The sequence below is a fragment of the Streptomyces sp. CMB-StM0423 genome (genome assembly GCF_002847285.1).
In the GTDB taxonomy this organism is placed as follows: Bacteria; Actinomycetota; Actinomycetes; order Streptomycetales; family Streptomycetaceae; genus Streptomyces.
Genome location: NZ_CP025407.1, coordinates 6592209 through 6605909, shown reverse-complemented (window position 1 = coordinate 6605909; position 13701 = coordinate 6592209). Strand labels below are relative to the sequence as shown.

Below are 13701 nucleotides of genomic sequence, written 5' to 3'. Positions count from 1 at the left end.
GCCGAGGGAGAGCCACATCATGGTCGAAATCAAGAACGACGCCGCGCTGGACGCCATGCGGGAGGCCGGCCGCATCGTCGCCCAGGCCCTCGCCGCCGCGCGGGACGCGGCCGGTGTCGGCGTCAGCCTGCTGGAGCTGGACGAGGTCGCGCGGGAGGTGCTGGACAAGGCGGGGGCGGGCTCGCCGTTCCTCGGCTACCGGCCGTCGTTCGCCTCCACGCCCTTCCCCGCAGTCCTCTGCACCTCCGTCAACGACGCGATCGTGCACGGCATCCCCACCGCATACCGGCTGCGCGACGGCGACCTCGTGTCCCTCGACTTCGGCGCGGAGCTGGACGGCTGGACGGGCGACGCGGCGATCAGCTTCACCGTGGGCACGCCGCGCCCCGAGGACACCGCGCTGATCGCCGCCACGCAGCGCGCGATCGACGCCGGGATCGCAGCCGCCGTCGCGGGCGGGCGGCTGGGCGACATCTCGGCGGCCGTGGGGCGCGTGGCCGCGGAGGCGGGCTGCGGGATGCCGGCGGACTTCGGCGGGCACGGCATCGGGCGGCGGATGCACGAGGACCCGCATGTGCCCAACCGCGGGCGCGCGGGCCGCGGTTTCAAGCTGCGGCACGGGCTGACGCTGGCCATCGAGCCGATGCTGCTGTCGGGCGGCTCCGACGACTACGGGGTCGACGGCGACGGCTGGACGCTCCGGACGACGGACGGCAGCAGGGCGGCGCACATCGAGCACACGATCGCGGTGACGGACGACGGGCCGCGGGTGCTGACGGCACTGTGAGGGCCGTGTCTTCCCGCACGTAGCCGGGGCTCAGCGCCAGCCGTAGCGCAGCCGCAGGCGGTGCTCGACGAGGTGGAACCGCTGGCGGTCCAGCGAGCACGCCTCGCGGCGCATGCCGCCGTCGTGGAGGCGCAGCACGCGGTCCAGGTCGACCCACGACTCGCGGCCCTCGCGGTCCCAGGGGCCGGCACCGATGCGCACCCAGTCGTGGTCGTCGTCGCGGCGCCTGCTGGACAGTTGGACGGCGAGGACCGTACCGGCGGTCTCGCGGGCGACGACGAGGACGGGGCGGTCCTTGCCGCGGCCGTCGTTCTCCTCGTACGGGACCCAGGTCCAGACGATCTCGCCGGGATCCGGGTCGCCGTCGGGGTCGGGCGCGTAGGAGGTGCGTACGACGCCGGCGGCGCGCGGGTCTATCTCGGTGGTGGCGGTGGGGCCGTGCTGGCCGGGCAGGCTCGCGTGGCCGTTCTCGTCGGTCGGCGTGGTCACGCTAGGCACCGTAGCAACCGCGGGCGGGCGGGCGAAGCGGCGGTGGTGGCGGGTGCCGGGCCGCGGCCGCGGGCGTGAAGCGCGCACCGGACGGGCGCCGGGCGGGCGCGGCGGGGCGTCTGCGGCAGGGTGTCATATGCCGGGGGAAATGGGGCGCTGAGGGCGGTCGGGGCGGGCGTTGTCAGTGGGGGGCTGTAGCTTCCAGGGCATGGACTACCACGACGTTGTCGACGAGCTGGAATCGGCGGAGCAGGAGCTCGGCCTGGCCGCGTGCGACGTGGACGAGACCGAGGGCGCCGGGCTGGACCTGGCGAGCATGGCCGCGGAGCTGGCGGAGCGTGCGGAGCCGACCGGGGCGGGACGCCCCGACGCCCCGCCCGCGGAGGCGTGGGACGGGGCCGACGCAGCGGTGTGGTCCGCCCGCAGAGCGGACGGGCTCGCGGACGCGGAGCGCGCGGAGGGACTGCCGGAGGCGGACTGGCAGCAGGGCCGCGGGATATCCCTGGCGCGCTGCGCGCAGTAGGGGGTCATAAGCGCAACGTGCCTGGTTGGACCTCGGCCCCGGACAGTCGGATGCTGGAGGTAGGAGGTGCTAGGCATGAGGCCGATCCGCTCCGGTGACGAGCCCGTGCACGCCCGCTCTCCACTCCGTATGCGCTTCTGGCTGGCGCTGTGGGGAACGCTCTGGATGATCGCGGGCACGGTGTTCTTCGTCGCCGTCAACCAACCGGTGTGGGCAGGGGTGACCGCGGCCCTCGCCCTGATCACGGCCATCGACATCGCGGTGGTGGTCCGGCACATCAGACAGGGCTCGCGTTTCCAGCCGGGCCCCGAAGTGCCGCCGTACGAGCCGACGGGCGAGGACGAGGAACCGCCCGAGCCGATACGCGGGGACGAAGAACCGCACGAGCCGATACGCGGGGACGAGGAACCGCACGAGCCGATACGTGACGCCGGGGAACTCCACGAGCCGAGGCGGCGGCGCTGACGGTGGCGGGGGTCTCCGGGACGGCCGGTGCGGGGCCGCGATGACGTCTGGGCAAGTCGGCCGGGTCGCGGCGGTCGTCGCTTACGGCCGCTCGGGGCGCCAGGCCGGGCGGCGCGGGTCATCGAGGCGCACGAGCACGTCGGCGGAGGCCGCGGGGTCGGCTTCCTCCTCGTAGCGGGCGAAGGCCGGCAGTGTCCAGCGCTCTTGCTCGGGTGTGCGCCGGGCGAGGGCGGCGGCAGAGAGACGGAGGTGGACGGCGAAGTCGAAGGGGAACCAGCGGCCGAACAGCAGCGGCCCGTGCAGCAGCACGACGGCGCCGGGCGGGAGCCGGACGTACGGGCTGCGCGTGGCGCGGTCGGTGGCGGGGTCCCAGAGGTCGGGGAGGACGCGGCCGTCGCCGCCGGGCTCCAGCGGGCCGAAGACCTCGCGCCAGAGTGCGCTGGTGTCGAGCCAGGTGTCGTAGTACGCGTCGGGGTCCTCGCGCCCGAACTCGTAGCGCAGCGACGCGGGCCGCAGGAACCCGCCCGCGTCGAGGACGAGCGCTTCGCGCCCGCGCACCCGCAGCGCGTCGCCCAGCCGGGCGGCGAGCGCCCCGGGCCCGGCCGCTGGGGCACCGTCCACGGCGACACGCAGCCACGGGCCGCCGTCCGCCGCCTTCGTCCCGGCGATGCGCTCGGTCAGCGCCTCGGTGAGCCGCTCCCAGGAGATCGGTTCCCACTGCACGGTCCCATGATGCCGCGCGGCGAGAGCAGGTTGCCCGAACACGGAGGGGGCCGCGCGGCGACCGCGGGGATCTGCCGGTGCGGGTACGTCATCGGAAGCCGTGCTCGTCGGCGTGGGGCCCACGCGCCGCCAGGCGCCGGCCCGGCGGCTGGTGATCCAGGCGGCGGGTGTCGCGGTGGCTCGGCGCGGGGGCGGCTCCCGAGCGTCCGGTGGCTGTGCGCGCGGCACCGCCGCGGTCCACCCCGCTGCGGCTCTGCCGGGCGATCCGCGGGCTGCCCAACCGGTAGGTCGGCGGGGGTGGTTGAGTACGGGCAGCGGATGTGAGCAGGCGTACCGCGGTCGACGCCGCAGGCAGGGGGCACACACGTGGGACCGGACGAGCTGAGCCCGCCCGAGCGGCGGCTGTGGGACGCCTTCCCCACCGCCGGGCAGGTGGACCTGCGTACCGGCGACCCCGCCGCGGACGACCCGGTCGTGGGCGCCGCCTGGGGCCCGGAGCGGGTCGTGCGCGCCGAGGTCGTCGCCGCGCTGCTGCTCGGCGCCCGCGACGGCGAGTCCGGGCACACCGCCGCGGTACAGCTCAGCGGTGCCCGGATCACCGGCCGCCTCGCGCTCGACCACGCCGACGTACAGCACCATCTGCGGCTCCAGGACTGCTCGTTCGAGGAGTCCGTCGACCTCTACGGCGCCCGTACGCGCCAGCTCAGCTTCAACGGCTCGCACCTGCCGGGAATGCTCGCCTCCCACCTCTGGGCCGAGGGCAGTCTCCGCTTCACCGGTTGCACGACCAGCGGCAAGATCCGGCTGGTCGCCACCCGCATCGCCGGGACCCTCATCCTCAACGGCGCCCGACTCAGCGACTCCAGTGGCGAAGCGCTCAACGCCACCCGTCTGCAAGTCGACAACGACATCCTCATGCGCGACGACTTCTCCGCGCAGGGCACGGTCGTGCTGCGCAGCGCCCGCATCGGCGGCAGCCTCGACCTGCGCACCGCCCGGCTCGACGGCGGTTCCGGTGAGGCCGCGCTCGACGCCGCCCGGGTGCAGGTCGACGGCGATTTCTCCGCGTACCGGCTGTCGGCCACCGGCAGGCTCGGCCTCCGGAACGCCACCGTCGCCGGCGCGGCCTTCCTGCGCTCCGCCACCCTCGACAACCCCGCCGGCCGCACCCTGGACGCCCCGGGCATGCACGTCGGCTCCGACGTCGTGCTCGACAGGCACTTCAGGTCGCACGGCCAGATACGACTGGCGGACGCGACCGTCGGCGGCCGGCTGGTGATGAGCGGGGCCCACCTGCGGGCCGAGGCGGACGACGCCGCACTCGACGCGTACGGAATCCAGATCGGCGCCGACGCCGTGCTCGACCACGTGACGGCCACCGGTCTGGTCCGGCTGTCGGGCGCCCAGATCACCGGCCGCATCGAGGCCGACGGCAGCCGCATCGCCGGCCACACCCCCGGCGCCACCGCGCTCAGCCTGCGCCGCACCACCGCCCGCGAGGCCGACATGCGCACCACACGCCTCGACGGGGCCCTCGACATGCGCTACTCGGCCCTCGGCGTGCTGCACGACGCCGCCGCCACCTGGCCGCCCCGCGTCCGCCTCGACGGCGCGGTGTACGAACAGCTCCACGACCCGCTCTCCGCCGCCGAGCGGCTGCCCTGGCTGAGCCGGGGCGACAGCGCGTACATTCCGCAGCCGTACGAGCAGTTGGCCGCCGTGTACCGCCACCTCGGGCACGAGGACGACGCCCGCCGCGTCCTGCTCGCCAAGCAGCGCGCCCGCCGCGGCCAACTGCCCTGGTACGCCCGCGTCTGGGGCGGCATCCAGGACGCCGTCGTCGGCTACGGCTACCGTCCCGAGCGCGCCGTCGCCTGGCTGGCCGGGCTGCTGGCACTGGGTTCGCTGCTCTTCTGGGCGAAGGAGCCGCGGCCGCTGGAGCCCGGCAAGGACATCGAGTTCAACCCGTTCGTCTACACGCTGGACACGCTGCTGCCGGTCGTCGACTTCGGCCAGGGCAACGCGTTCGCGCCCGGCGGTGGCACGCAGTGGGTGGCGTATCTGCTCGCCGCCGCCGGGTGGATCCTCGCCACCGCCGTGGCCACCGGCGCCGCGCGGGCGCTGAACCGGGCGTAGCGGGGCGGTCCTTGCAGGGGTGGCTACGCCGGGTCCGCAACCCGGCGTAGCCCGCCCCGGGTACGGCAGTTCCAGCGGCGGCCCGAGCAGCGGCGGCCCGAGCGGCAGCGGCCGTCGACAGGGGCCAGGAGGACCCGCCGAGGTGGCCGCTGCCGCCGCGCCGGGACCCGCGAACACCCGCCCGGGTGCGGGTCCGCCCCGGTGCGCTCCCCGCCCGGGAACGCACCGGAAGCACCGGATACGCCGTCGGCGCCCTGAGCAGCGCGTTACCGGCAGCGCTTCAGTAGCGCAGCGCCGCCAGGTACTCGTAGCTGTTGCGCGCCGTCGCGAACGGGTCGGACGGGTTGTCGTGCTCGACGAGCCACTGCTTGACCCCGCCGCTCTTCGCCCCCTGGAACATCCTCGGGAAGTCCAGCACGCCGGAGCCGACGTCGGCGAAGTCGCCGTTCGGCGCCATGTCCTTGACGTGCAGGGCGGGGAAGCGGCCGGGGTGCCGGCGGAAGTACGTGAGCGGGTCGGCGCCGCCGCGCGCTCCCCAGTACACGTCGAACTCGAAGGCGACCAGGTGGGGATCGGTCTCGTTGACGAGGATGTCGAACAGCACCTCGCCGTCGACGGTGGCGTGGTCGCTGCCGTGGTTGTGGAAGAGCACCTGCTGCAGGCCGGCGTCGCGGCAGGCGCGGCCCGCCTCGTTCATCTTGCGCGCGGCCTCGCGGAAGCCGGCCGGCGTGTGCATGGCGCCGGGCAGGCTCGGGACGACGACCCACTTGCCGCCCAGGGTGTGGACGTCCTCGATCGCCTTCGGCAGCCCGCTGCCGGAGACGATGTCCCACCCGACGTGCTCCAGCACGGCGGAGAGCCCGGCGTCGTCGATCATGCCGCGGATCTGCTGCGCGTTGTGGCCGTGCCGGCCGCTGACGCCGACGGTGGCGTAGCCGATGTCCGACAACTGCTGCAGCGTCCCGGCGAAGTCCGTGGCCAGGGGCCCGCGCATGGTGTAGAGGTGCATGCCGATGCCGCCCGGCGGGATACGCCGCTCGCCCGGCCGGCCGCCGCCGCACGCCTCCGCCTCGGCCGCCGCCGCGGGTCCCGCCGCGCCGCCGAGGGCGGCGGCGGTACCGGCGCCGAGCGCCGCGGTGAGCAGAGCGCGCCTTCCCAGCCCGCTGTTCGCCGACCGCCGGGACCTGCCCGTCCCGTCGGCTCCCCGGTCCGTTTCGTGCCTGCCGATCATGCGCACAACCGCCTCTCCCGCGTCTGACGAGTTCGCCTAGAAAGCGCTTTCTGGCATGCGCGCATCAGAGTAAGCGGCCCACGTCACGCGGTCAACGGTTCGGTGCACGGCGGCAGCTTCTGCGGCATCCGCGGCCCAAACAGGCGCACGTCAGCGCGCTCCAGCGCGCACGTACGCACCTCACGCCGGAGTGCCCGGCGCGCCCCCGGCGCGCTCAGAGCCGGATCAGCACGTCGTCCAGTTCCTTACGCCGGATGTCCGGGACGCGCGCCCCGTCCGCCGGGTAGCCGACCGGGATCACGTACGCCGCCCGCTCCTCCGGCGGCCGCTCGCACACCTCGCCCAGGAACCGCATCGGGCTCGGCGTGTGCGTGAGCGTCGCGAGCCCCGCCTGGTGCAGCGAGGCGAGCAGGAAGCCGACGGCGATGCCGACCGACTCCTTCGTGTAGTACGGGCGCGGGCTCTGCGGCCCCTTGTGCACCTCGAAGACGACGATCACGGCGGGCGCCGCCTCCAGGAACGGCTTGTGCCAGTCCGTACCCAGCGGCGCCAGCGCCGCCAGCCACTCCGGCGACGCCCGGCGCGCGTAGAACTCCCGCTCCGCCTGCTCCGCCGCCTCCCGCAGCCGCCGCTTGCGGTCCTTGTCGGTGACGACGACGAAGCGCCACGGCTGCACGTTGGCGCCGCTGGGCGCGGTGGCCGCGGTGCGGATCGCCCACTCCAGGACGCCGTCCGGGATGGGGCGCGGCGAGAAGTCCCGTACGGTACGGCGGCGGGTCATCGCGTCGTGAAAGGCGCGGCTGCGCACTTCCGCGTCCGGCGCCGGCACGCCGAGGGGCTCGTACGGGACGGTGGGATACGGGGCCGGATACGGCTGCGAGGTCGTCATCAGCCCAGCAGAACACGGTCCCGGAGACTTGGCCCAGACCTGATACGAGCCGAACGCCCACGCCGACGCTCGCACCCGGCTCCCTACTCCTCGAAGCCCGCCGCGTCCATGAAGTCCGGCCGCGGGTCCAGCGCCGCCGCCAGGCGGAAGTGCCGGCGCACCTCGTCCGGGTCGCCCCCCGCCCGCTCCAGCGTGCGGGCCAGGGCGAAGTGCGCGTAGGCGTTGTCCGGCTCGCGGTCGATGACCGTGCGGAAGTCGGCCTCGGCCGGGCCGAGGCGGGCGCTCATGAAGTACGCGCGGGCGCGCAGCAGCCGCGGCGAGACCTTCTCGGGATGGGCCTCGACCAGCGGGTCGAGCAGTTGGACCGCGCCACGCGGATCGCGGGCGGCGAGCAACTGCTCGGCCGCCCGGTAGTCGACGACGTCGGTCTCCGGGCTGCGCTCGGCCACGGCCGACTCCTTCCTCGTCTGCTGCGTCTTTCCGTCTCCCGCCTTCCCTCTTCCTCGCCGGGAGACCAGCGGGAGGCCATTCGCCTCCCAACACGGGATCATGCCCCGCTATTCCGCCCCCTGACCCCCTTGCGTGCCACCAGTTCCTCCCAAACCTTCCGCACCCGCTCCGCCAGCTCCTCCGGCGTCCCGTCGTTGTCCACGACGATGTCGGCGATCGCCAGCCGCTGTTCGCGCGTGGCCTGCGCCGCCATCCGGGCGCGCGCCTCGTCCGCCGCCATGCCGCGCAGCCGCACCAGCCGGTCGAGCCGGGTGGCGGGCGCGGCGTCGACGACCACGACGACGTCATACAGCCCGGCAAGATCGTTTTCGGCCAGCAGCGGCACGTCGTTCACGACGATCGCGTCCGGGCCCGCCGCCTCCTGCAATGCGGCGGAGCGCTCGCGGACGAGGGGGTGGACGATGGCGTTCAGCGCCCGGCGCCGGCCGGCGTCGGCGAAGACGATGCTCCCGAGCTTCGCCCGGTCCAGGCTGCCGTCCGCGGCGAGCACCCCGTCACCGAACTCCGCGACGACCGCGGCAAGACCCGGGGTGCCGGGCTCCACCACCTCGCGGGCGATCGTGTCGGAGTCCACGAGCACCGCTCCGTACGAGGCCAGCAGCCGCGACACCGCACTCTTGCCGGCGCCGATCCCGCCGGTCAGTCCCACCGTCAGCATGGGCCCAGCGTAGGCCGCAAACGCGCGGAGGGCGGGCGCCGGAGCGTACAGCCCGCGCTCCGGCGCCCGCCCCCGCGCGGTCCGCGCCTCAGTCGCCCTCCTCGCGCTCCGCGAGGAACCGCTCGAAGGCGTTGCCCAGCTCGTCCGCCGAGGGCAGCTCGGCGGGCTCCGCCATCAGGTTCTCCCGGTCGTCGCCGCCGGCGAGCGCGTCGTACTGGTGCTCAAGCCCGCGGACCATGCCCACCAGTTCCTCGTCGCCCTCGTCGACCTGGCGCTCGATCTCGTTCTGCACCTTCAGCGCCTCGGAGCGCAGCGCGTGCGCCACGCCCGGCAGGACGAGGCCCGTCGCGGAGGTGATCGACTCCAGGACGGTCAGCGCCGCGTCGGGGTACGGGGTGCGGGCCAGGTAGTGCGGCACGTGCGCGGCGACGCCCAGGACGTCGTGCCCCGCCTCCCCGAGCCGGTACTCCAGCAGCGCGTCGGCACTGCCGGGGACCTGGGCCTCGTCGAAGACGCCGCGGTGGCCCGGCACCAGGTCGATGCGGTTGCCGTGCGGCGTGAGGCCCACCGGGCGGGTGTGCGGCACGCCCATGGGGACGCCGTGGAAGTTGACCGCCAGGCGCACGTTCAGCCGCTCCACGATCTCGCGGACGGCCTCGGCGAAGCGCTCCCACTCGACGTCGGGCTCCGGGCCCGTCAGCAGCAGGAACGGGCTGGCGGTCGCGTCGCGTACGAGGTGCAGTTCGAGCTTGGGGACTTCGTACGCGGCCCAGTGGTCGCGGCGGAACGTCATGAGGGGCCGGCGCGCGCGGTAGTCGACGAGCCGGTCGTGGTCGAAGCGGGCGACGACCTCGTGCGGAAGGTCGTCGAGAAGCCGCTCGTTGATCTGGGCGCCGGTCTCGCCGGCGTCCATGAAGCCTTCGAGGTGGTAGAGCAGGGTCAGCCCCGCCGAGTCGTGCTCCAGCACCGCGTCGACGGCCGCGAGCCCGCTGGGGTCCCATTCGTACATGCTCATGAGGGTGTAACACCCCGCGTGCCCGCGGTGATTCCCGGTGACGCGGACGGATTCCGCGGGCGGCGGGCGCGGCGTCCGCGGACCGGGTCAGCCCCTCTCCCCCGCTCCCGGAGCCGGCCGGTGAACTGGCTGGATCATGACGTACGGCGGCGGAACCTCGCCGCTGCGTATAGCGTCCTTCTTCGCAGAAGGAGGGGGTCGTCGTGCCTGAGGAGGGGCCGGGAGGAGAAGTCCCGGGCGGGCGCGGTGGGTTGCGGGAGCCGCTACGGCCCCGCCGAGGGGGGCGGCGCCGCATGTCGCGCTCCCTCACGCTCGCCGCCATCGGTGCCTGCGTCCTCGTGATCGCGAGCATCGTCGTGTCCGCATGGCCGGGCGGCACCGGGCTGAGACCGCCGGGGGCGCCGTCGCCCGACGCGACCACGGCCGCCGCCTTCACCGGCGTGTACCGCATCGGCGCCCTCGGCGACGCCGACCCGGGCGGCGGGCGGGACACCGTGCTGAACCGCAGCGTGACCCGGGCGCTCTCCGACCACGGGACGGGCACCGGCGGCGGCAACGGCGGCGTGGCGACGCCCCCGCTGGCCGTCTCCGACCTCACCGCCCACAAGGAGTCCACCGAGCCCGCGAACCGCCGGCTCATAGCCCGCTGGCTGGAGATGGAGCCGGGCCTGACCGGGGTCGTCGGGGGCGACCCCGCGCTCAAGCTGCCGGAGAGCGGCCTGACGTCCTTCCGGCTCCCCGTCGTACGCGCCTGCCGCCACGACGGCGCCGGCCTCGGCCCCGAACCGCGCTACGCCGAGACCAACGAACTGCGCTCCTCCGCCTCCACCGCCGACATGGGCGTCGTCATGGCCCGCCACCTCGCCGCCGAGCCCGGCGTCCGGAAGGTCTACGTCCGCGGCGACACCGCCGCGGGACCCACCCGGGCCCTGGTCGACCGGCTGCGCGCGGACGGCGTCGAGGTGCAGACCGATGACGCGGGGCAGCTCGCCGACGCCATAAGCCGGTTCGAGCCCGACGCGGTGTTCCTGGAGGGCGGGGCGGGGAACCTGGCGGACTGGCTGGAGCAGGTCGAGAACAGCGGGTTCACCGGCGTGAAGGCGCTGTGGGACCCGACGGCGCCGACGTGCACCGGCAGCAACACCGCCGCCGACGCGGACTTCTCCGTGCCGGACGGCTGGCTGACCGTCCGCGGCCACTACGACGTCCGCCTGGACCCCGACGCCGACCGTCGCGCCGCCGTCCGCAAGGCCCTCGGCGACAACCTGGCCACCCGCCCGTACGCCGTCGAGACCTACGATGCCGCCCGCGCCATGCTCTCCGCCTGGGACACCGTCTCGGCGGAGGACCGCAACAGCAACGAGCCGGACATGGCCCGCGCGGCGCTGGCGGAGGCGCTGCCGACGGTGCAGGTGCGGGGGACACTGGGCGGCTGGTGGAAGGAGCTGTCGGACGCCGAGGCGCACCCGGTGGTGTGGCTCGACCGCCGGGAGGGCGGCGAGTGGCACCAGGAGGCGGAGAAGCGCCGCTGAGCGCTTAGGGCGCACCCCCGGCGGGTGCGGACGTGGCCGCGCGCCTGCCGGACGCGCACGGGCCCGCCCGTACAGCACCGCCGGACGCGCACGGGCCCGCCCGTACGGCCGTGGCCGCAGCCGTGGCCGTACGGGCGGACCGCCGCGCGCTCGGCGGTTGCCGGTGTCCTAGGAGACCCCGACCCCCCGCTGCTCGGACCGCTCCCCCTCCTCGTGCCCCACGGGCCCCTCGGAACGCTCCAGGGCCACCCGCGGCAGCTTCCTGGCCAGCGGGCCGGGCAGCCACCAGGCGTGCCGGCCGAGCAACTGCATCACCGCGGGCACGATCAGGCAGCGGATCACCAGCGCGTCCAGCAGGATCGCCACCGCGAGCCCCAGGCCGAACTGCTGGAGCATCCGGCTCGGGCTCAGGATGAAGGCCGCGAACACCACGATCATGATCAGCGCCGCCGCCGTGATCACCTGCCCGGTGACGGCCAGGCCCTCGCGTACCGCGTGCCCGGCGTTCTTCGTACGCTCCCACTCCTCGTGCATCCGGGAGACGAGGAAGACCTCGTAGTCCATGGAGAGGCCGAAGACGATCGCGAAGATCATCACGGGGATGAACGCCTCGATGGGCCCCTGCTCCACGCCGAACCAGCCCTCCTGGAAGACCAGCGTGATCACGCCGAGCGCGGCGCCGATGGACAGCAGGTTCAGCACCGCCGCCTTGAGGGGGATCCAGAGGGAACGGAAGACCACCATCAGCAGCAGGGTCGACAGGCCGACGACGAGGGCGACGAAGAGCGGCATCCGGTCGGCGACGGTGTCGGAGAAGTCCTGCGTACCGGCGGTGGCGCCACCGACCAGGTACTCCGCGCCGGTCTCCGCCGCCAGCGGCGGCAGCACGTCGTCGCGCAGGTCGTGCACGAGGTCCGCGGTCGCCTCGTCCTGCGGCGCCGACCCGGGGAAGACAATGACGGTGGTGACCTCGCCGTCCTCGGACGGCAGCGGCGGGGTCGTCGCGGCGACGCCGTCGGTCTTCGCGATCCGGGCCTGCGCCTGCTTCCCCGCCTCGGCGGCACCGGCCGCGCCGGCCCCGGCGTCGCCCTGCGCCACGACGACGAGCGGGCCGTTGAAGCCGGGCCCGAAGCCCTCGGCGAGCAGGTCGTACGCCTTCCTGCTGGTGCTGGCGGGGGCGTCGTTCCCGGCGTCGGCGAAGCCGAGCCGCATGCCGAGCACGGGCGCGGACAGGGCCACCAGCGCGACCAGGGCGGCGACCAGCGCGGGCAGCGGGCGGCGCTGCACGGCGCCCGCCAGGGCGCGCCAGCGGCTGCCCTCGGCCTTGCCCTTGGCCTTGGCCTTCTCGGCGCGCTTGAGGACGTGGCGCTGGATGCGCCGGCCGAGCACGGCGAGCAGCGCGGGCAGCAGCACCAGCGACGCGGCCATCGTGACCAGCACGGTCAGCGCCACCGAGAGCGCCACGCCCTGCAGCGAGCCGAGGCCGAGGGCGACGAGGCCGAGGAGGGCGACGATGACGGTGCAGCCGGCGAAGAAGACCGTGCGGCCGGCGGCGTCGAGCGCGATACGGGCGGCGCTGTCCCGGTCGGCGCCGCGGATCAGCTCGTGGCGGTACCGGTAGAAGATCAGCAGCGCGTAGTCGACGCCGACGCCGAGGCCGACGAGCATCATGATCGGCGGGGTGAAGTCGGCGACGGTGAAGAGGTGCCCGGCCAGGGTGATCAGGCCGACGGCCGTGCCGACCGCGAACAGCGCGGTGACCAGCGGCACCGCGGCGGCCACCAGCGAGCCGAAGAGCAGCACGAGGATCACCAGCGCCGCGAGCATGCCCGCGCCCTCGGCGCCGCCGCCTCCCTCCTCCTCGGCGCCGCGCACGGCCTCGCCGCCCAGCTCGATCTGGAGCGCGTCGGTCCGGGCGTCCTGCGCGGTGTCGATGATCTCCTTGACGTCCGCCTTCGGCACGGTCTCCGCCTTGCCGTCGAGGGTGACGGTGGCGTACGCGATGTCGCCGCCCTCGGAGACGGCCGCGCCGCCGTCGGCGTACGGGCTGCGCACGTCCACGACGCTCGGCAGCCCGCGCACCTGCTCCAGCACGCGCTCGACGTCCTGCTCGGTGCCCGCCTCCCGCAGCCCGCGCTCGTCCTTGAACACGATCTCCAGACTGTCGCCGGCCTGCGCGGAGCCGTGCTTCTCCAGCAGGTCGGTGGCGGCCTGGGAGTCGGTGCCGGGGAGGGAGAAGTCGTTGCGCCAGTTACTTCCGGCGCCCTGGGAGGCGGCGGTGACGCCGAGGAGGACGACGATCCAAAGGAGGATCGCCAGTCGTCGGCGGCGGCGCGACCAGTCGGCGAGGCGGGCGAAGAGACCGGGGCGGGTGTCGGGGGCGGTGGGCGGCGGAGCTGCGCGGTGTGCGGACATGACGCCAGCGTGGTCGGCCGGCTGGGGCGAGCACGTCGGCCGGACGCGGACACCGCATCTACCCCGCTGGTTGCGCCCGCCGCCGGTCCCGTACTACCCGGGTTGCGCCCGCCCCCGTAACGCCGCCGCGTCCCCTGGGGGGCGCTCGCGAATCCCCTACGGCCTCCGGCCACCGGCGCCCCGGCGGGGGCGGGGTGCCGGGGTCGTGAGGGTCCGGGGCACGGGTCGTTGTCGGCGGGGCGGCCTACCCTTGGGCGGGTGCGCGGGGGACGTGGGGTCGGTGCGTGAACCCGGCGGCGTCGGGACGGGCGGATGGAGTCGGGCACGT

The 13701-nt window shown here is 74.7% G+C and carries 12 protein-coding genes and 1 pseudogene; 5 read left to right on the top strand and 8 right to left on the bottom strand.

Going from position 1 to position 13701, the window contains the following annotated elements; genetic code table 11:
* Window positions 1–19: 19 nt before the first annotated feature.
* Window positions 20–787: a type I methionyl aminopeptidase gene (gene map, locus CXR04_RS28720; RefSeq protein ID WP_101425136.1), complete on the top strand. Its 768-nt coding sequence runs from the start codon at window positions 20–22 to the stop codon at window positions 785–787.
* 30 nt (window positions 788–817) lie between these two features.
* Here map and CXR04_RS28715 read toward each other — a convergent pair whose 3' ends face one another.
* Complete coding sequence (locus tag CXR04_RS28715) at window positions 818–1276, bottom strand: type II toxin-antitoxin system PemK/MazF family toxin (RefSeq protein WP_101425135.1); 459 nt, start codon at window positions 1274–1276, stop codon at window positions 818–820.
* Between the two features lie 208 nt (window positions 1277–1484).
* Here CXR04_RS28715 and CXR04_RS28710 point away from each other — a divergent pair, with 208 nt between their 5' ends.
* Entirely contained in the window at window positions 1485–1799 is a 315-nt protein-coding gene (locus CXR04_RS28710) for a hypothetical protein (RefSeq protein WP_101426659.1), read from the top strand.
* 75 nt (window positions 1800–1874) lie between these two features.
* A pseudogene (locus CXR04_RS28705) lies at window positions 1875–2147 on the top strand (DUF6343 family protein); the annotation flags it as partial.
* A gap of 198 nt (window positions 2148–2345) precedes the next feature.
* Here CXR04_RS28705 and CXR04_RS28700 read toward each other — a convergent pair.
* Entirely contained in the window at window positions 2346–2987 is a 642-nt protein-coding gene (locus CXR04_RS28700) for a uridine kinase (RefSeq protein WP_101425134.1), read from the bottom strand.
* A 366-nt stretch (window positions 2988–3353) separates the two neighbouring features.
* On the opposite strand from CXR04_RS28700, the gene CXR04_RS28695 reads away from it, so the two are divergent.
* Entirely contained in the window at window positions 3354–5123 is a 1770-nt protein-coding gene (locus CXR04_RS28695) for a hypothetical protein (RefSeq protein ID WP_101425133.1), read from the top strand.
* 280 nt (window positions 5124–5403) lie between these two features.
* On the opposite strand, the gene CXR04_RS28690 is transcribed toward CXR04_RS28695, so the two are convergent.
* From CXR04_RS28690 to CXR04_RS28670, 5 genes are all read right to left on the bottom strand, one after another.
* A complete protein-coding gene (locus tag CXR04_RS28690) occupies window positions 5404–6282 on the bottom strand; it encodes a sugar phosphate isomerase/epimerase family protein (protein WP_101426658.1) in 879 nt (292 codons plus the stop codon).
* A gap of 286 nt (window positions 6283–6568) precedes the next feature.
* Window positions 6569–7243, bottom strand: a complete 675-nt coding sequence (locus CXR04_RS28685; RefSeq protein ID WP_101425132.1) for a nitroreductase family protein — start codon at window positions 7241–7243, stop codon at window positions 6569–6571.
* Window positions 7244–7326: 83 nt separating this feature from the next.
* The gene (locus CXR04_RS28680; RefSeq protein WP_101425131.1) at window positions 7327–7692 is read right to left on the bottom strand and encodes a tetratricopeptide repeat protein; all 366 of its coding nucleotides are present in this window, start codon (window positions 7690–7692) and stop codon (window positions 7327–7329) included.
* 98 nt (window positions 7693–7790) lie between these two features.
* The gene (coaE, locus tag CXR04_RS28675; protein WP_101425130.1) at window positions 7791–8411 is read right to left on the bottom strand and encodes a dephospho-CoA kinase; all 621 of its coding nucleotides are present in this window, start codon (window positions 8409–8411) and stop codon (window positions 7791–7793) included.
* A gap of 88 nt (window positions 8412–8499) precedes the next feature.
* Window positions 8500–9420: a PAC2 family protein gene (locus CXR04_RS28670; RefSeq protein ID WP_199850678.1), complete on the bottom strand. Its 921-nt coding sequence runs from the start codon at window positions 9418–9420 to the stop codon at window positions 8500–8502.
* A 299-nt stretch (window positions 9421–9719) separates the two neighbouring features.
* Here CXR04_RS28670 and CXR04_RS28665 point away from each other — a divergent pair, with 299 nt between their 5' ends.
* Window positions 9720–10958 carry an ABC transporter substrate-binding protein gene (locus tag CXR04_RS28665; protein ID WP_101425128.1) on the top strand — a complete coding sequence of 413 codons (1239 nt, stop codon included), beginning with the start codon at window positions 9720–9722 and terminating at the stop codon, window positions 10956–10958.
* A 168-nt stretch (window positions 10959–11126) separates the two neighbouring features.
* Here the strand turns inward: CXR04_RS28665 and CXR04_RS28660 are convergent, their stop codons facing one another.
* Window positions 11127–13373, bottom strand: a complete 2247-nt coding sequence (locus CXR04_RS28660) for an MMPL family transporter (RefSeq protein ID WP_101425127.1) — start codon at window positions 13371–13373, stop codon at window positions 11127–11129.
* Window positions 13374–13701: the final 328 nt, after the last annotated feature.

Bases quoted from the DNA above. Each gene is read 5' to 3' on its own strand.
- map (WP_101425136.1), top strand. From the start codon at position 20: ATGGTCGAAATCAAGAACGACGCCGCGCTGGACGCCATGCGGGAGGCC.
- CXR04_RS28710 (WP_101426659.1), top strand. From the start codon at position 1,485: ATGGACTACCACGACGTTGTCGACGAGCTGGAATCGGCGGAGCAGGAG.
- CXR04_RS28685 (WP_101425132.1), bottom strand. From the start codon at position 7,243: ATGACGACCTCGCAGCCGTATCCGGCCCCGTATCCCACCGTCCCGTAC.
- coaE (WP_101425130.1), bottom strand. From the start codon at position 8,411: ATGCTGACGGTGGGACTGACCGGCGGGATCGGCGCCGGCAAGAGTGCG.
- CXR04_RS28670 (WP_199850678.1), bottom strand. From the start codon at position 9,420: ATGTACGAATGGGACCCCAGCGGGCTCGCGGCCGTCGACGCGGTGCTG.
- CXR04_RS28665 (WP_101425128.1), top strand. From the start codon at position 9,720: ATGTCGCGCTCCCTCACGCTCGCCGCCATCGGTGCCTGCGTCCTCGTG.
- CXR04_RS28660 (WP_101425127.1), bottom strand. From the start codon at position 13,373: ATGTCCGCACACCGCGCAGCTCCGCCGCCCACCGCCCCCGACACCCGC.